A 15,362-nucleotide genomic window follows, 5' to 3' on the forward strand; every position below is an offset into this window, starting at 1 on the left:
GAACCACGCACAGCGATTACTTCGGCCGGAATCGCTTGCTCGCAGGGAAGCCCTTGGGCGCCAGGCGGCCAGCGGCGGCTCTGCGGCCGGACCATTCGCTCCACTCTGCCCAGACGCGGGTGCGGCCGGCGCTGTCGATCCAGGCGGCGCCGGCCTCGGCGTTGAACACCAGGGCGTCGCGCAGGCCGCCTTCGCGGTAGCTCTGCAGCTTGACGCCCTTGCCGCGGGGCATTTCCGGCAGTTCGTCGGCGCCGAAGATCAGGATCTTGCCGTTGTCGCCGACCACCGCCACCCGGTCGCCAGCCATTTCCAGCGAGATCAGGGCCACGCCGTTCAAGACCTGCTTGCCGGCGCGGCGCAGGGCCACCGCCTCGTCCTCGGGCAGGATGAAGCCGTAGCCGTCCTTTGAGGCGATGAAGCGCTTGCGGCCCGGCTTGTGCGGGAAGACGTCGACGAACGAGACCTTGTCGTCCAGGTCCAGCATCAGCCTGACCGGCTCGCCATGGCCGCGGGCGGACGGAAGCTTGTCGCACGGCAGGGTGAAGAAGCGGCCGTCCGAGGCGAAGATCATCAGCTTGTCGGTGGTCTCTGCCGCGACCAGGAAGGCCAGCTTGTCGCCCTCCTTGAACTTCAGCTCGGAGGGGTCCTCGACCTTGCCCTTGGCCGCGCGGATCCAGCCGCGCTCGGACAGGATCACGGTGATCGCCTCGCGCGGGATCATGGCCTCGATGGCGCTGGCGGCGTCGATCTGCGGCGCGTCGGCGAAGACCGAGCGGCGCTTGCCGACCGCCGTGGCCGGGCCCAGCACCTTCAAGACCTCCTTCAGCCCCTCGCCCACCAGCCGCCATTGCAGCTTGTCCGAGGCCAGCATGGCGTTCAGGCCGTCGCGTTCCTCCGACAGCTCGGCGTGCTCGCGACGGATCTCCATCTCCTCCAGCCGGGCCAATTGGCGCAGGCGGGTGTTGAGGATGGCTTCGGCCTGCAGCTCGGAGAGCGCGAAGGCGGCGATCAGCTTGGCCTTCGGCTCGTCCTCGTAGCGGACGATGCGGATCACCTCATCGAGATTGAGGTAGGCGATCAGCATCCCGTCCAGGATGTGCAGCCGCGCCTCGATCTTGCCCAGGCGGAAGCGGGCGCGGCGGACGATCACCTCGCGGCGGTGGTCGAGGAAGGCCTTCAGCGCTGGCTTCAGGCCCATGACGCCGGGCGAGCCCTTGGCGTCCAACACGTTCATGTTGACCGAGAAACGGCTTTCCAGGGCGGAGAGCTTGAACAGGCTCTCCATCAGCACCTCGGCCTCGATGTTGCGCGACTTGGGCTCGATGACGATGCGCACGTCCTCGGCCGACTCGTCGCGCACGTCGCCCAGCAGCGGGGCCTTCTTGGTCTCAATCAGGTCGGCCAGCTGCTCGATCAGGTCAGCCTTCTTCACCTGGTAGGGGATCTCGGTGACGATAATCCGGTAGCCGCCGCGCGGCAGCGGTTCCTCGGTCCAAAGGGCGCGCACCCGCACCCCGCCGCGGCCGGTCTCGTAGGTTTCCAGGAGCGAGGCGGCCGGCTCGACGATCACCCCGCCGGTCGGGAAATCCGGCCCGCCCACGACCTGCATCAGCTCGGTGGTGGTGGCCTCGGGCTTGTCGAGCAGGATCTGGCAGGCGGCGACCAGCTCGCCGACATTGTGCGGCGGGATCGAGGTGGCCATGCCGACGGCGATGCCGGCCGAGCCGTTGGCCAACAGGTTGGGGAAACCGGCCGGCAGCACCACCGGCTCTTCTTCTTCGCCGTCGTAAGTTGCGCGGAAGTCGACCGCGTCTTCGTCGATGCCGTCCAGCAACAGGGCGGCGGCGTCAGTCATGCGGCATTCGGTGTAGCGCATGGCCGCGGCGTTATCGCCATCGATATTGCCGAAGTTGCCCTGGCCGTCGACCAACGGGTAACGCTGGGCGAAGTCCTGGGCTAGGCGCACCAGCGCGTCATAGACGGCGGTGTCGCCGTGCGGGTGGTACTTACCGATCACGTCGCCGACGACGCGGGCGCATTTCTTGGCGGTGGTCTGCGGGTCCAGCCTGAGTTGGCGCATGGCGTAGAGCAGACGCCGGTGCACGGGCTTCAGTCCGTCGCGCACGTCCGGCAGGGCCCGCGAGGTGATGGTCGAGAGCGCATAGGCCAGGTAGCGCCGCGAGAGCGCCTCGGTCAGTGGCTCGTCGACGATGCGGTCGTCGCCGCCGTCTCCGTCGTCGGGGTTGAAAGGCTTGGTCATGCGGGAGTCGAATCGATCATGGCGGTCCAGGACCAGGAATTATCGCTCCGCCCGGTCAGGCGAAAGCTCTAAAGCCGCCCTGCGTCCTTGAGGCGGTCGACCAGCCACATCCGGGCCGGCGGCAGGGGCCGGTTCATGACCGCGAACACGAAGGCGTCGAGAAAGTGGGCGGTGAGGTCGAGGCCCGCGCCGATGTCGCCTTCGCCCAGGCCGCCCTGAGAGGAAAGCAGGAACGGCGGCAGCTTCAGGAGGCGCTCTGCATAGGGCGCGCCGGCCTCGCGGCTGACGGCGCGGCCGGTGCGTGGGCTGACATAGATGAGGTCGTCCAACGAGCCGGTGACGGCGCATTTGGAGAGATCGAGGCCGAAGCCCAGCTCCTGCAACAGGCCCGCCTCGAAGCGCACATAGACCGCCGGCCAGATCTCGGCCAGGGCCAGGACCTCGGTCAGGGCCTCGAAGGCGAAGAAGGCGCCGGGATGCGGCTCCCGCTCCGGCAAGGCGCCCGCGGCGACGGCCGCGGCGGCGGCGAGGCCGGCCAGGGCCAGGGGATCGTCGAACAGGGCCGCGGGCCCCTCGCCTACCGGCTCCAGGCTGGCCGAGCCCAGCTGTTCGGCCACGCGCGCGCGATAGCTGACGATCACCCGCGCCCCGGGCTGCAGGAACGGCCGCATCCGCCGAGAGCCGCCGCCGGCCACATGAGCGACATAGCGGCCGTGGGCCGAGGTCAGAAGCTCGACGATCGCCCCGGATTCGCCGTGGGCGCGGGCGGCCAGGACATAGGCGTCGTCTTCAAAGTCCATGATTTGAAGCTAGAGCTTCAGACGTCGAAATCCAGCCCCAGCCCGGTGAAGAACTCCCGCTCCTCGGCCCAGGTCTCGCGGACCTTGACCGTGAGGAACAGGTGCACCGGGCGATCCAGGATCTGGATCAGGTCCTCGCGGGCGTGCTGGCCGATCCATTTCAGGGTCTGGCCGTTCTTGCCCAGCACGATCGGGCGCTGGCTTTCGCGCTCGACATAGATGGTCTGCTCGATGCGGGCGCCGCCGTCCTTGGCCTCGGTGAAGGCTGTGGTCTCCACCGCCGCCGCATAGGGCAGCTCCTCGTGGACCCGCAGGTAGAGCTTCTCGCGGGTGATCTCGGCGGCCAGAAGGCGCGCCGGCAGGTCAGCGGTCTGATCTTCGGGATAGAGCCACGGCCCTTCTGGCATCAGTTCCGCCAGGCGGGTCCTGAGGTCCTCGACCCCGGAGCCGTTGGCGGCCGAGATCATGAACACCTCGTCGTAGACGCCCTCGCCGAACAGCTTCTGCGACAGGCCGAGGAGCTGGTCACGCTTGACCAGATCGATCTTGTTGATGGCCAGGATCGCCTTGCGGCCGGCCGATTTCATGCCGGCGATGATGGTTTCGACATCCTGGGCGGCCTTCTTATCGGCCGCCTTGCCGCCGCCTAAGGCGACCGCGATCTCGGCATTGGCGTCCACCAGATGCACGACGGCGTCGGCGTCCTCGGCCCCGGCCCAGGCCGAGCGCACCATGGCCCGGTCGAGCCGGCGGCGCGGGTTGAAAATGCCGGGGGTGTCGACCAGCACGATCTGGGCCGCACCGGCCATGGCCACGCCCTTGACTGGAAAGCGGGTGGTCTGGACCTTCTGGGTCACGATCGAGACCTTGGCCCCGACCAGGCGGTTGACCAGGGTGGACTTGCCGGCGTTGGGGGCGCCGATGACGGCCGCGAACCCGGCTTTGGTCTTGGTGTCGCTCATTATTGGCCTTCGCGTTCGAGCAGCTGGGCGGCGGCGGCTTTTTCCGCCTCCTGCCGCGAACGGCCTTGTGCGCTCATTGGGATGAGGCCCGCAACCTCCACCGAGACGGTGAAGACCGGGGCGTGGTCGGGGCCGGTACGGTCGGTGACCGAATAGGTCGGCAGGGGCTTGCCGCGGCCTTGCGCCCACTCCTGCAGCGCAGTCTTGGGATCGCGTGGGCGCGGCTGGCCGAGGGTGTCGAACGCCTCGGACCACAGGTCGAGAAACACCCGCCGGGCCACATCGACGCCGCCGTCATAATAGACCGCCGCCATCACCGCCTCGCAGGCGCCGGCCAGGATGGAATCCTTGTCCCGCCCGCCGGTCTTGGTCTCGGACGGCGCAAGGCGCAGGGCGGGCCCCAGTCCCATCCGTCGCGCGACCCTGGCGCAGGCCTCGCGGCTGACCACGGCGTTGAGCCGGGGGGCCAGGTCGCCCTCCGGGGATTTGGGATAGAGCTCGGCCAGGCGCTCGGCGGCGAAGAGGCCGATCACCCGATCGCCGATGAATTCCAGGACCTCGTTGTCGCGCTGCTTGGCGGCGACGCCGGTGACGCTGGCGTGGGTCAGGGCGCGCTCCAGGAGGCTGGGGTCACTGAAGGCATGGCCGAGCCGGCCCGCCAGAGCCTCGACCGCCTGGGCGCGCGCGTTCACTTGAGCCCGGTCACTTGAGAACGTGGAAGAAGCGGCTGGGCCGCGCGTTCAGCACCCAGGTCCACGGCTTGAACAGCGAGGCGCCGCGCTTCCATGACAGCAGGATGATCTGGGCCCGGCCTTCCAGGTTTTCTTCCGGCACGAAGCCCACCCCCTTCTCGTCAGGCACGTAGGGGTCGACCGAGGGGTCCCAGCCGCAATTGGACGGACCCACGGCGTCGAAAGGCATGCCCGGGTCGAAGCGGCTGTCCAGCGAGTTGTCGCGGTTGTCGCCCATCATGAAGTAGCAATGCGGCGGCACCACATAGACCCCGGTGTTTTCCGAGACCTGGTTCTTGCCGTAGGAATTGGTCAGGTAGCTGCGGCCCTCGGGCGTGGTCTCCTTGAACACGTCGATCGGGAAGGTCATGCCGTCGCCGTTGTCTTCCATGCCGGCGCCGACGCGGGTGCGGTCCATGGGCCGGCCGTTGACGAACACCACCCCCGACTTGACCTGGATCTTGTCGCCCGGCAGGCCGACCAGCCGCTTGATGTAGTCGACGTTCGGCTCGCGCGGCAGCTTGAAGACGATGATGTCGCCGCGCTTGGGCGAGGTGTTGAAGATGCGGCCGTGGAACAGCGGCGGGCTGAACGGGATCGAGTGCTTGGAATAGCCGTAGCTGTATTTCGAGACGATGATGTAGTCGCCCTCGTAGAGGTTCGGCTCCATCGAGGCCGAAGGGATCGTATAGGGCTGGAACAGCAGCACCCTCAGGACCAGGGCGATCAGCAGCGCATAGACGATGGTCTTGACGATCTCGATCGCCTCGTTCGCCGCGCCGCCTTTGCCGTCGGTCGGCCCCTCTGCGTCAGAACTCATGGAGGATGGGTCTCTTTTTTGGGGCCGTTCGCGGCGAAGTCGCCTTGCTAGACAATCGATAAGCCAGGAGCAAGCCGCACGCCCGTTAACTCGCCGTCATGGCGTCGCAGCGCCGGGGTCCAGGGGCAAGGCCTCGATGATCACGAAGGCCTGGGCGTAGGGGTGGTCGTCGGTCATGGTCAGATGCACCACCGGCCGCATGCCCGGGGGCGTGATGCGGGCCAGGCGCTCGCCGGCGCCGCCGGTCAGGACCATGGTCGGCTGGCCCGACTTGAGGTTGGCCACGCCCATGTCACGCCAGAACACTCCACCACGGATACCTGTGCCCAGCGCCTTGGAGCAGGCCTCCTTGGCGGCGAAACGCTTGGCGTAGCTGGCGGCGCGGTCGGGTTTGCGCTCGGAGCGGGCGCGCTCGATCTCGGTGAACAGGCGATTGGTGAAGCGCTCGCCGAAGTTCTGCAGCGTGTCCTCGATGCGGCGGATGTCGCAGAGGTCCGATCCGAGGCCAATGATCAAGCCGCGGTTCCCTCTGCCTGAACCTGGGGGGCGTGGGTGCGGGCGTGGTCCATCAGGGCGCGCATGCGGCGAATGGCGGGGTCGAGGCCGGTGAAGATGGCCTCCCCGATCAGGAAATGCCCGATGTTCAGCTCGACGATCTCGGGGATGGCGGCGACCGGCCCCACGGTCTCGTAGTCCAGGCCATGCCCGGCGTGGACCTCCAGCCCAAGCGAGGCGGCCAGGGCCGCGGCCTTCTGAAGGGCTTCGAGATAGCCGGCGGCCTCGGGCCGATGCTCGCGCACCGCGTCGCTATAGGCGCCGGTGTGCAGTTCGACCACCTGGGCGCCCACGTCGGCGGCGGCCTGCACCTGGACCGGACTGGCCTCGATGAACAGCGAGACTCGGATGCCGACCTCTTTCAGAGCGCGCACGACCGGATCGATGGTGTTGCGGCCCTTGGCGACGTCGAGGCCGCCTTCGGTGGTGATTTCCTCGCGGCGCTCGGGCACCAGGCAGGCGGCGTGCGGGCGATGACGCAGGGCGATGGCCTGCATCTCGTCGGTCACCGCCATCTCGAAGTTCAGCGGCCTGCCCCGACGGCGGGTCAGCTGGGCCAAGTGCTCGATATCGGTGTCCGAGATGTGCCGGCGATCCTCGCGCAAATGGGCGGTGATGCCGTCGGCGCCGGCGGCCATGGCGATCTCGGCGGCGCGCGAGGGGTCCGGCGCGTGGCCGCCACGGGCGTTCCGGATGGTCGCCACATGGTCGATATTGACCCCAAGACGCAGCCTCGCGCTCATTTGCCCAGTCTCCGGCTGCCGGGGTCCTCGGTCGGGATCGCCGCCAGCTCCGGCGGCAGGGCGTCGGCGGGATAGGCCGGCACGTCCAGGGTCGCCAGCGCCACCAGAGGGACGCCGACATCAGCGCGGCCGCCCGATCGGTCGACGATGCAGGCGGCGCAGACCACCTCGGCGCCCGCGGCCTGGATCGCGGCGATGCATTCGCGGGAGGACAGGCCCGTGGTGACGATGTCCTCGACCATGGCCACCCGTGCGCCGGGCGCGACGTGGAAGCCACGGCGGAACTTGAACTCGCCGCCCTCGCGCTCGACATAGATCGAGGGGGCGTTCAGATGGCGAGAGGTCTCATAGCCGGGGATGATGCCGCCGACGGCCGGCGAGACCACCACGTCGACCTTGCCGACCTTCTCCGTGATCTTTTGGGCCAGGGCCTTGCACAGGCGCTCGCAGCGATCCGGGTGCATGAACACCAGGTTCTTCTGCAGGAAAACCGGACTGTGCAGCCCCGAGGACAGCACGAAATGGCCTTCCCGCAGGGCTCCCGCCGCGCGGAACTCGTCGATCACATCGTCATTGGTCATGACGCAGGAGATAGCGCTTTCGGCCGCGCTGGAAAAGGCGCCGGCGACTAAAGCGCCCCGATGATCTTAGCTTTGATCGCCTCGAACTCGGCGTCGGTGATCAGGCCCTGGGCCAGCATCGACTTGGCGCGGGCAAGGCGCTGGGCGGGATCCTCAGCGCCAGATTGCGCAGGCTGGGCCTCGATGGTCCGGCCGGCGTCGACCGCGCCGCCCCGCCCTTGCGGATAGACGCCGGTCGCGATCTGCACCCCGCCGGCCTGGGCGCGCATTTCCTCGATCGAGCGCATCCGCCGCTTCTCGCGCCAGGCTTGAACCTGGGCCTGGCATTCGCGGTAGAGGGCCTGGGCCTGGGGGATCTTCAGGCCGGTGACCTCGATCTCTCCTGCCCCGCGCTCGCCCGCGGCGGTGTCGGACAGGTTGGCGCTGAATTCGATCCGCACATTGGCGCCGAACAGGCCGACCTTGAGATGCGCCTCTTTCATATCCTGCCAACGCACGTCGACCGGGTCGTAGCCGCCCAGCAGGCGCCGGCTCAGATAGATGAAGCGGCCCGAGGTCGCCGCCGCCGCGATCCGGCGATGGGTCAGGGCGAACAGGCGATGCTGCAGAGCGACCGCGATCAGGCTCTCGCCGGCGATGAGCAGGCTGCGCAGCTGTTCGGTGGCGGTCTCCTCGCCCCGGTCGCCGGATCCGCCCTGATAGCCGATGACCTCGGTCATGCCGCCCCTCGTTCGCTGCTAGCGCGCCTAGTAGCGATTCCGCGGCCCCAAGTCAGCCCCGCGCCCGCTCCACCGTCTCAACTGGCGGGCAGGCGCGCAGGGCGGCGGCGATGTTGGTCAGGTGGCGGGCGTCGCGCACCTCGATGTCGAAATCGACGTCGAAGAAGTCGGCCTGGCGGTGATGCATGCGCATGCCGACGATGTTGCCGCCGGCCTGGCCGATGATGGTGCAGGTCTGGCCGAGCACGCCCGGCGCGTCACGGATGGTGGCCTTGAGCTTGGCCTGGGAGATGGTGTTGCGTTCGGCCTCGGGCGTCCATTGCAGGTCGCGCCAGAGGTCGTCACGGTCCTCGTATTCAGCCAGCTTCTGGCAGTCGATGGCGTGTACGGTCAGGCCGCCGCCATCGGGCTCCAGGATGCCGACGATGCGGTCGCCGGGCACCGGGTTGCAGCAGGTCCCGAAGTGCAGGCTCACGCCAGGCGTAAGGCCGCCGCCGCGGACGAACAGGCGCGCGCCCTTGCCGCCCTCGATCTTGCGCCGGGCCGCCGCAGCGGCCTTCTCGGTCTCCTTCAGGCCCGGGAACAGCACTTCCAGCACCTGGGCCGGCGAGATGCGCCCGCGGCCGACGGCCTCGTAGAGCTCCTCCTCGGTGGGGGCGGTGAACCGTTCCAGGGCGGGGCGTAGCGAGACCTCGGCGCGCGTCTTGCCGGCGCGCTCGATGGTCTGGTCGATCGAGGCGCGACCGAGGCGGATGAACTCGTCCTTTTCGGTCTGGCGCATGTGCCGGCGGATGGCCGAGCGCGCGCGGCCGGTGATCGACAGCGACTGCCATTCGGGGTGGGCGACCGCCTTGGCTCCACGGATCACCTCGACCACGTCGCCATTGGTCAGAGGGGTGCGCAGGGGGCGAAGCTCGCCGTTGATCTTCACGCCCACCGCGGTGTCGCCCACGTCCGAGTGGACCGCGTAGGCGAAGTCCAGCGGCATGGCGCCCCTGGGCAGGCTGATCAGCTGGCCCTTGGGGGTGAAGACGAACACCTGGTCGAGGAACATCTCCAGCTTGGCGTGCTCGACTAGGTCCTCGGCGTCGCCGCCGTGCTCCAGCACCTGGACCAGGTGGCGCAGGTTGACCAGGGGGTCGCGCCCGCCCGCCGCCTGCTGCGCCTCGGCGTCGAAGCCGTAGCTTTCGTCCTTGTAGCGCCAGTGGGCCGCCACCCCGTCCTCGGCGACCCGGTTCATCGCCTCGGTGCGGATCTGCATCTCGATCTTCATGCCCTTGGGGCCGACGACCGTGGTGTGCAGCGAGCGATAGTTGTTGCGCTTGGGGGTGGAGATGAAGTCCTTGAACCGCTCCGGCACCATGGGCCAGGCGCGGTGGATCACACCGAGGGCCTGGTAGCAGGCCTCCTCCGACTCCACGATCACGCGGAAGGCGTAGATGTCGGAGAGCTGGGAGAAGCCGATGGATTTGCGCTGCAGCTTGCGCCAGATCGAATAGGGATGCTTTTCGCGGCCGAACACGCGGCTCTTGATTCCCGCCGCCTCGAGCTTGGCCGAGATTTCGCCGCTGACCACCGCCACGGTGCTGCTCTGCTCGGCGCGCAAGACCTCCAGCCGCCGCACGATCGCATCGCGCGCCACCTTGTTCAGGTGGGTGAAGGCCAGCTCCTCCAGTTCGGTGCAGATCCGATGGCAGCCGATCGAGCGGGCCAGGGGCGCATAGATGTCCAGGGTCTCGCGAGCGATGCGCTCGCGCTTTTCCTGCCGCGGAATGAACTCCAGCGTGCGCATGTTGTGCAGCCGGTCGGCCAGTTTGACCATCAAGACGCGCACGTCTCGGGAAATGGCCAGGATGAACTTGCGGAGGTTCTCCGCCTGGCGAGTGTGCTCGGCCTGCAGTTCCAGACGCGACAGCTTGGTCACGCCTTCCACCAGTTCGCCGATCAGGGGGCCGAAAAGCTGGTCGATATCGGCGCGGGTGACCGGGGTGTCCTCGATCACGTCGTGCAGCAGGGCGGTGACGATGGTCGCCGTGTCCAGCCTATAGTCGGTCAGGATGCCGGCCACCTCGATCGGGTGGGCGAAATAGGGATCGCCCGAGGCCCGGGTCTGGGAGCCGTGCATGCGCATGGCGTAGACATAGGCGCGGTTGAGCAGGTCCTCGTCCGCGGTCGGGTCGTAGCTCTTGACCTTGTCGATCAGCTCGTACTGGCGCAGGAACTTGGGCCGGGCCTTGGCGGCCGGCTTGGATTCAGCTGCGGATATAGCGTCTGCGGCCGTCGCCAATACGTCGGCCGGAGGGATTTCGGCGGATTTTTGAGCCGCCGACAGCGTGCCTGTGTCTGGCGCCGGGGCGCTCAGTACCGCTCCTCTTGACCGCCGTCGCGGTCGCTCTGAAGGGCGCGGACCAGTTCCTGCTCGCTCATGTGCTGGTGCTGCGGATCGGCCAGCAGGGCCAGGGTCTCGGCCTCTTCCTCGGCGTCGGCGCGTTCGTCGACCCGCTGCAGGCTGGTGATCAGGCTCTCGCGCAGGCCTTCGGCGTCGAGCACGTCGTCGGCGATCTCGCGCAGGGCGCAGACCGGATTCTTGTCGTTGTCGCGGTCGACGAGCAGCGGCGAGCCGGCGGAGATCGCCCGGGCGCGATGAGCCGACAACAGCACCAGGCTGAAGCGGTTCGGGACTTTCTCGACGCAATCTTCGACGGTGACGCGAGCCATGGAAACCTCAGTTCGGGGAGTAGAACCGGGGAAAATAGAGACTTTGGCCTTGTGATGCAATGCCGCCGCGCGCCAGCCCCACGCCTGCGCCCGCACGACGGAATGTCGCAGGTCGAATAGGTTCCTGGAAACCAAACCTTGACTTACTCGCAGACAAAGAGGCGCCGGCGTAAGATGCGCCGCAAAAGGATCGAGCAACAGACAACCTGAATGTCCGACCTTCTCGACCCATCCGCCGTCGAAGCCCTGGCCCGGGAGCTCTGTGAAGCCGAGGGCTGGGATCCGGACGAGCGGATCGATTGCGAGCCCTGGGAAGCCATCCGCCCCGAGCCCAACGGCGCCGGGGGTCATGCCTGCGCCCGGTGGGAGCCCTACGCCCAGGCGGCGCGGAAGATGATCGCGGCCAGGGCGGACGATTGGGACACTTTCTGAGCCGACCGCCTCAAACCCGCAGGGGCCGCGCGTCTCGGCCGACGCTCGCCGTCAGCGCTAGCGCTGACGCGGTCTTTCCCAGCACCGGATGCACCCAGTCCGGAGCGACCTCCGCCAGGGGCCCCATGACGAACAGTCGCTCCGCCGCCCGGGGATGCGGCAGGATCGGCGCGTCTTGCGAAACCAGCCGGCCGTAGGCGATCAGGTCGAGATCGAGGGTCCTGGGCGCGTTCTGGCGCTCTCGCTCGCGCCCGAAGCGGCGTTCGATACCGTGCAGCGCCTCCAGCGCCGCGGCAGGCCCCAGCCGCGTCTCGACAATCGCGACGGCGTTGAGGTAGTCAGGGTCCTCAAGGTTTGGCCACGCCGCCGATCGCCACCACTTGGACCGGACAAGGAGCGTCAGCCCCGCCCCCGCGAACTCATCGAGCGCCGCTTCCAGCAGGGCCTGAACGGAGCCGAAGCCGCCCTTCAGATTGCCGCCCAAAGCGACTAGAACGGCGCTATCGAATCGAGACCCCATTTCAATCAGGACATTTCGCCGTATGACTTTTTACCCCAACGATCGTATCGCCCTGTTTATCGACGGCGCCAATCTCTATTCCTCGTCAAAGAGCCTCGGCTTCGACATCGACTACAAGAAGCTTCTGGAAGAGTTCCGCAAGCGCGGCATGCTGACCCGCGCCTATTACTATACCGCCCTGGTGGAAGATCAGGACTATTCGCCGATCCGCCCGCTGGTCGACTGGCTGGACTACAACGGCTACGCCCTGGTGACCAAGACCGCCCGCGAATACACCGACAGCCAGGGCCGCCGACGCTGGCGCGGCGACATGGACATCGAGATCGCGGTCGACATGATGGAGATGGCTCCGCACATCGACCACGCGGTGTTGTTCTCCGGCGACGGCGACTTCCGCCGCCTGGTGCAGGCGGTGCAGCAGAAGGGCGTGCGCGTGACCGTGGTCTCGACCATGAAATCGCAGCCGCCCATGGCCTCCGACGACCTGCGCCGCCAGGCCGACAGCTTCGTCGATCTGGCCGACCTGTCGGGCATCATCGGCCGCCCTGCCCGCTCGCCCCTGCCCCGCTTCATCCAGGGCGACGCCGCCGAGCAAGAGCGCGAGGCGAATGCCGACAGCTGACGCCGCGGCCGAACCCGCCCGCGACTGCCCGCTCTGCCCGCGCCTGGTGGACTACCGCCGGGCCAACCAGGCCGGCAATCCCGACTGGTTCAACGGACCGGCGCCCTCGTTCGGCGACCCGGACGCGCGACTGCTGGTCGTGGGCCTGGCCCCCGGGCGGACCGGCGCCAACCGCACGGGCCGGCCGTTCACCGGCGACCATGCCGGCTGGCTGCTCTACGGCACCCTGATCAAGCTCGGCTTCGCCCGAGGGGTCTACGACGCCCGCCCCGACGATGGGCTGGAGTTGGTCGACTGCATGATCACCAACGCGGTCCGTTGCGCCCCGCCCGGCAACAAGCCGCTGCCGGCGGAGGAGGCCCAATGCCGCCCGTTCCTCGCCGCGCGGCTGAAGGCCCTGCCCCGGCTGAAGGCCATCGTCACCCTGGGCGATGTCTCCCGCCGCAGCGTGCTGCGCGCCCTGGGCGCCAAGGCCAGCGCCACCGAAGCCGGCCACGGGACCGAGACCGACGTGGCCGGTTATCGCCTCTTCAACAGCTATCATTGCTCGCGCCTGAACACGAACACGGGCCGCCTGACGCCGGCCATGTTCGAAGACGTATTTCGCAGCGTGCAAGCCTATCTGCGCACCTGAACAGATTACATTTCTAAAACTGGCTTTGCTGCAGCCGATCGATGACAGGTCGGCGATGGTGGATTAATAACGCAGCACTCAAAGCAGTAGTCGTTTGTGCTGAATCGCCAATCGGCGGGGGCGCGATGCACGCAAATGGCCAAGGGATTTCCCATGGCTATCGAATTCGACGCTTCTCTCGACAAAATTCTCGACGCCAGTTTCAAAATCGACGCCCCGCGGTACTGCAAGGTCTGTGACGCTGAGGCGCTCTATTTCGACAAGGTCGACCTCGGACGTTCGTGCCATGACGAGCCCTATCCGCTCGGCCGCTACGGCATCGACATCCCCTACTACCAATGCCTCGAGTGTCGCTTCACCTTCACAACCGCCTTCGACCGCTTCAGCACCGAACAGTGGCGGCGGTTCATCTACAACCGTGACTATGTGAAGGTGGACCCAGCTTTCGTGGAGGAACGGCCCAGCGCCAACGCCATCGTGACCGAGGCCTACCTGCGCGCGGTCGGGGGCAAGCCGGTCGGGCTGGATTTCGGTGGCGGCGACGGCCTGACCGCCTCGATCCTGCGCAGTCGCGGCTGGACCTATGACAGCGTCGACCCGTTCAACGGCCAGGACCATGTCAGCCCGCACAGGCCATACGATTTCTGCACCGCCTTCGAGGTGTTCGAGCACATCGTCCATCCGCGCGACGCCCTGGCCGACCTGCGCCGGCGGTGTTCGGCCGAGCGGGTGCTGGTGCTGATCGGCACCAACATTCTGGACGGCATGATTTCGCATCAGACCGGCCTGGACTGGTGGTACGCCGGCCCGCGCAATGGCCACATCTCGCTCTACTCGCGCGCCGCCCTGAAGCGTCTCGCAGCGGACGCGGGGCTCCACTATCTCAGCCTTGGCCGCAACCTTCACTTCCTCTCGCACGGCTATGCCGTCGAGGAGGTGATCCGCATCGCCGTCGAGGGCAAGCTGAGGCGCGTCATGGCCGGGTCGCACGCCGTCAGGCCGGCGTCAGGGCCTGGCGCTCGTAATACCGCATGAGCAGGACGGCCACGCTGGCGGCGCCGATCAGGGCCAGCAGCACCCCGACCGAGAACGGCGCGCCGGCCCAAAGCAAGCCCGCCGCGATCAGGCAGCCGCTGGAAGCGCCGGCGTCCCAACCGCCCTCGGTGGCGATATGGAAGCGGAGGGCGCAGGGCGACTTCTGGGCCAGGTTGTAGACTGCGGTCATCAGGGTCGGCTGATAGAGGGTCGGCACCAGGGCGCCCAGCGCGTTGGCGGCCACGGCCATGGCGGGGTTCCCGTAGCTGGCGGCCCTGAGACAGACCACCACGGCGATCACCCCAGCCGCGAGCCAGACCGCTCGCCGGCCATGACCTGCGTCGATGAAGCGGCCCAGAAACAGGCCGCTCGCCGCGCCGACGACCGCCGCCAGCGCCATGGCGCCGCCGAAGATGGTGAAGTCCTGGCCCAGCGAAATGAACAGGGCGATCTGCCAGACGAACACGTAACTGGCGGCGATCCAGCCATCGGAGACGAACATCAGCATGCCGGCGAAGGCGGCCTTGAAGGCGCCGGGGGCATATTGAGGCACAGGCACGTTGCGGGCGTAGAAGATCGGGATCGCGGCCAGCAGCAGCACCGCCGCCGTGGCCCAGAAAGCCACATGCGGGCCGAACCGGGTCAGGGCCCAGCCGGTGGCCAGGGGACCGACGATGCCGATCAGGGCCGCCAGGGCCTCACGCGCGCCGATCTGATGCCCCCGATGCCCGGCATCGCCCAGCGAGGCGAAATAGGCGTGATAGGAGGTCCAATAGACCGTGTCGCCCACCGAGGAGACCGCACAGAGCGCCAGCAACGGCCAGCCTACCCCATGCACCTCGGCCAGCAGGGGATATTGAAGGCCAGTCAGCACCGTTCCGGCGATCACCAGCGGCTTCAGCCCGAAGCGGCGGGCCGGAGCGAGCACTAAAGGCCGGATTACGAACCGACCGGCCAGGATCAGGGCCAGCGAGGCCAGCACCATCGGCGCCGGCACGCCCGCATGCAGCAGGAAGGCGGCGAAGAAGGCGCCACCACCGCTAAGCGCCAGCGAGTGGATGGCGTAGTGAAGATTGAGGAGGTTGACCGTGTCGTTGCGGAAGAAGGCCATGAAGGCGGTCCTGGAACAGGCGATGGCTCGGAGGGGCGAGGACGCGCCTCAGTCAATGCGGCGCGCGACATGTCCGAGGGATCAACCGGCCAACGGGACTGCCTTCTTCTGAACGGCCC

Annotated in this window: 17 protein-coding genes; 4 read left to right on the forward strand and 13 right to left on the reverse strand. The window is 67.8% G+C overall.

Annotated features, from left to right (window positions below):
• Positions 1-16 precede the first annotated feature (16 nt).
• From parC to rpoZ, 11 genes are all read right to left on the reverse strand, one after another.
• The gene (parC, locus tag KCG34_RS03780; protein WP_211939067.1) at positions 17-2,260 is read right to left on the reverse strand and encodes a DNA topoisomerase IV subunit A; all 2,244 of its coding nucleotides are present in this window, start codon (positions 2,258-2,260) and stop codon (positions 17-19) included.
• Positions 2,261-2,328: 68 nt separating this feature from the next.
• Positions 2,329-3,060: a DNA repair protein RecO gene (recO, locus tag KCG34_RS03785; protein ID WP_211939068.1), complete on the reverse strand. Its 732-nt coding sequence runs from the start codon at positions 3,058-3,060 to the stop codon at positions 2,329-2,331.
• A gap of 17 nt (positions 3,061-3,077) precedes the next feature.
• Positions 3,078-4,022 carry a GTPase Era gene (gene era, locus KCG34_RS03790; RefSeq protein ID WP_211939069.1) on the reverse strand — a complete coding sequence of 315 codons (945 nt, stop codon included), beginning with the start codon at positions 4,020-4,022 and terminating at the stop codon, positions 3,078-3,080.
• Positions 4,022-4,714: a ribonuclease III gene (gene rnc / locus KCG34_RS03795; RefSeq protein WP_211939070.1), complete on the reverse strand. Its 693-nt coding sequence runs from the start codon at positions 4,712-4,714 to the stop codon at positions 4,022-4,024. The genes era and rnc overlap by 1 nt, the downstream gene beginning before the upstream one ends.
• 10 nt (positions 4,715-4,724) lie before the next feature.
• Positions 4,725-5,573, reverse strand: a complete 849-nt coding sequence (lepB, locus tag KCG34_RS03800; RefSeq protein ID WP_211939071.1) for a signal peptidase I — start codon at positions 5,571-5,573, stop codon at positions 4,725-4,727.
• A 96-nt stretch (positions 5,574-5,669) separates the two neighbouring features.
• Positions 5,670-6,089 (reverse strand): holo-ACP synthase, encoded by a 420-nt coding sequence (gene acpS, locus KCG34_RS03805; RefSeq protein WP_211939072.1) that lies wholly within the window; start codon positions 6,087-6,089, stop codon positions 5,670-5,672.
• Positions 6,086-6,871, reverse strand: coding sequence for a pyridoxine 5'-phosphate synthase (locus KCG34_RS03810; protein ID WP_211939073.1), 786 nt, complete (start codon positions 6,869-6,871; stop codon positions 6,086-6,088). Before KCG34_RS03810 ends, acpS begins: the two co-directional genes overlap by 4 nt.
• The gene (pyrE, locus tag KCG34_RS03815) at positions 6,868-7,452 is read right to left on the reverse strand and encodes an orotate phosphoribosyltransferase (RefSeq protein ID WP_211939074.1); all 585 of its coding nucleotides are present in this window, start codon (positions 7,450-7,452) and stop codon (positions 6,868-6,870) included. Before pyrE ends, KCG34_RS03810 begins: the two co-directional genes overlap by 4 nt.
• Positions 7,453-7,499: 47 nt before the next feature.
• Positions 7,500-8,171 (reverse strand): SHOCT domain-containing protein, encoded by a 672-nt coding sequence (locus KCG34_RS03820; protein WP_211939075.1) that lies wholly within the window; start codon positions 8,169-8,171, stop codon positions 7,500-7,502.
• Positions 8,172-8,223: 52 nt separating this feature from the next.
• Positions 8,224-10,302 (reverse strand): RelA/SpoT family protein, encoded by a 2,079-nt coding sequence (locus KCG34_RS03825; protein ID WP_249138385.1) that lies wholly within the window; start codon positions 10,300-10,302, stop codon positions 8,224-8,226.
• A 227-nt stretch (positions 10,303-10,529) separates the two neighbouring features.
• Positions 10,530-10,889: a DNA-directed RNA polymerase subunit omega gene (rpoZ, locus tag KCG34_RS03830; protein WP_211939077.1), complete on the reverse strand. Its 360-nt coding sequence runs from the start codon at positions 10,887-10,889 to the stop codon at positions 10,530-10,532.
• Between the two features lie 210 nt (positions 10,890-11,099).
• On the opposite strand from rpoZ, the gene KCG34_RS03835 reads away from it, so the two are divergent.
• On the forward strand, positions 11,100-11,321 hold the full coding sequence (locus KCG34_RS03835; RefSeq protein ID WP_211939078.1) for a hypothetical protein: 222 nt from the start codon (positions 11,100-11,102) through the stop codon (positions 11,319-11,321).
• Between the two features lie 10 nt (positions 11,322-11,331).
• Here the strand turns inward: KCG34_RS03835 and folK are convergent, their stop codons facing one another.
• Entirely contained in the window at positions 11,332-11,805 is a 474-nt protein-coding gene (gene folK / locus KCG34_RS03840) for a 2-amino-4-hydroxy-6-hydroxymethyldihydropteridine diphosphokinase (protein ID WP_367576018.1), read from the reverse strand.
• 58 nt (positions 11,806-11,863) lie between these two features.
• On the opposite strand from folK, the gene KCG34_RS03845 reads away from it, so the two are divergent.
• The 3 genes from KCG34_RS03845 (at position 11,864) to KCG34_RS03855 (ending at position 14,132) form a co-directional block, all read left to right on the forward strand.
• Complete coding sequence (locus tag KCG34_RS03845) at positions 11,864-12,463, forward strand: LabA-like NYN domain-containing protein (protein WP_211939080.1); 600 nt, start codon at positions 11,864-11,866, stop codon at positions 12,461-12,463.
• Positions 12,450-13,097, forward strand: a complete 648-nt coding sequence (locus tag KCG34_RS03850) for a uracil-DNA glycosylase (RefSeq protein ID WP_211939081.1) — start codon at positions 12,450-12,452, stop codon at positions 13,095-13,097. Before KCG34_RS03845 ends, KCG34_RS03850 begins: the two co-directional genes overlap by 14 nt.
• Before the next feature lie 153 nt (positions 13,098-13,250).
• Positions 13,251-14,132 (forward strand): class I SAM-dependent methyltransferase, encoded by an 882-nt coding sequence (locus KCG34_RS03855; RefSeq protein WP_211939082.1) that lies wholly within the window; start codon positions 13,251-13,253, stop codon positions 14,130-14,132.
• Here the strand turns inward: KCG34_RS03855 and KCG34_RS03860 are convergent.
• Positions 14,092-15,243, reverse strand: a complete 1,152-nt coding sequence (locus KCG34_RS03860; protein ID WP_211939083.1) for an MFS transporter — start codon at positions 15,241-15,243, stop codon at positions 14,092-14,094. The genes KCG34_RS03855 and KCG34_RS03860 overlap by 41 nt on opposite strands.
• Between the last annotated feature and the right edge of the window lie 119 nt (positions 15,244-15,362).

Origin of the sequence: Phenylobacterium montanum (assembly GCF_018135625.1) — a bacterium.
GTDB classification, from domain to species: domain Bacteria; phylum Pseudomonadota; class Alphaproteobacteria; order Caulobacterales; family Caulobacteraceae; genus Poindextera; species Poindextera montana.

Excerpts from the sequence above, each read along its gene's own strand:
- parC (WP_211939067.1), bottom strand. The coding sequence starts at position 2,260 with ATGACCAAGCCTTTCAACCCCGACGACGGAGACGGCGGCGACGACCGC.
- recO (WP_211939068.1), bottom strand. The coding sequence starts at position 3,060 with ATGGACTTTGAAGACGACGCCTATGTCCTGGCCGCCCGCGCCCACGGC.
- era (WP_211939069.1), bottom strand. The coding sequence starts at position 4,022 with ATGAGCGACACCAAGACCAAAGCCGGGTTCGCGGCCGTCATCGGCGCC.
- lepB (WP_211939071.1), bottom strand. The coding sequence starts at position 5,573 with ATGAGTTCTGACGCAGAGGGGCCGACCGACGGCAAAGGCGGCGCGGCG.
- KCG34_RS03810 (WP_211939073.1), bottom strand. The coding sequence starts at position 6,871 with ATGAGCGCGAGGCTGCGTCTTGGGGTCAATATCGACCATGTGGCGACC.
- pyrE (WP_211939074.1), bottom strand. The coding sequence starts at position 7,452 with ATGACCAATGACGATGTGATCGACGAGTTCCGCGCGGCGGGAGCCCTG.
- KCG34_RS03820 (WP_211939075.1), bottom strand. The coding sequence starts at position 8,171 with ATGACCGAGGTCATCGGCTATCAGGGCGGATCCGGCGACCGGGGCGAG.
- KCG34_RS03825 (WP_249138385.1), bottom strand. The coding sequence starts at position 10,302 with ATGCGCATGCACGGCTCCCAGACCCGGGCCTCGGGCGATCCCTATTTC.
- rpoZ (WP_211939077.1), bottom strand. The coding sequence starts at position 10,889 with ATGGCTCGCGTCACCGTCGAAGATTGCGTCGAGAAAGTCCCGAACCGC.
- KCG34_RS03835 (WP_211939078.1), top strand. The coding sequence starts at position 11,100 with ATGTCCGACCTTCTCGACCCATCCGCCGTCGAAGCCCTGGCCCGGGAG.
- KCG34_RS03845 (WP_211939080.1), top strand. The coding sequence starts at position 11,864 with ATGACTTTTTACCCCAACGATCGTATCGCCCTGTTTATCGACGGCGCC.
- KCG34_RS03850 (WP_211939081.1), top strand. The coding sequence starts at position 12,450 with ATGCCGACAGCTGACGCCGCGGCCGAACCCGCCCGCGACTGCCCGCTC.
- KCG34_RS03855 (WP_211939082.1), top strand. The coding sequence starts at position 13,251 with ATGGCTATCGAATTCGACGCTTCTCTCGACAAAATTCTCGACGCCAGT.
- KCG34_RS03860 (WP_211939083.1), bottom strand. The coding sequence starts at position 15,243 with ATGGCCTTCTTCCGCAACGACACGGTCAACCTCCTCAATCTTCACTAC.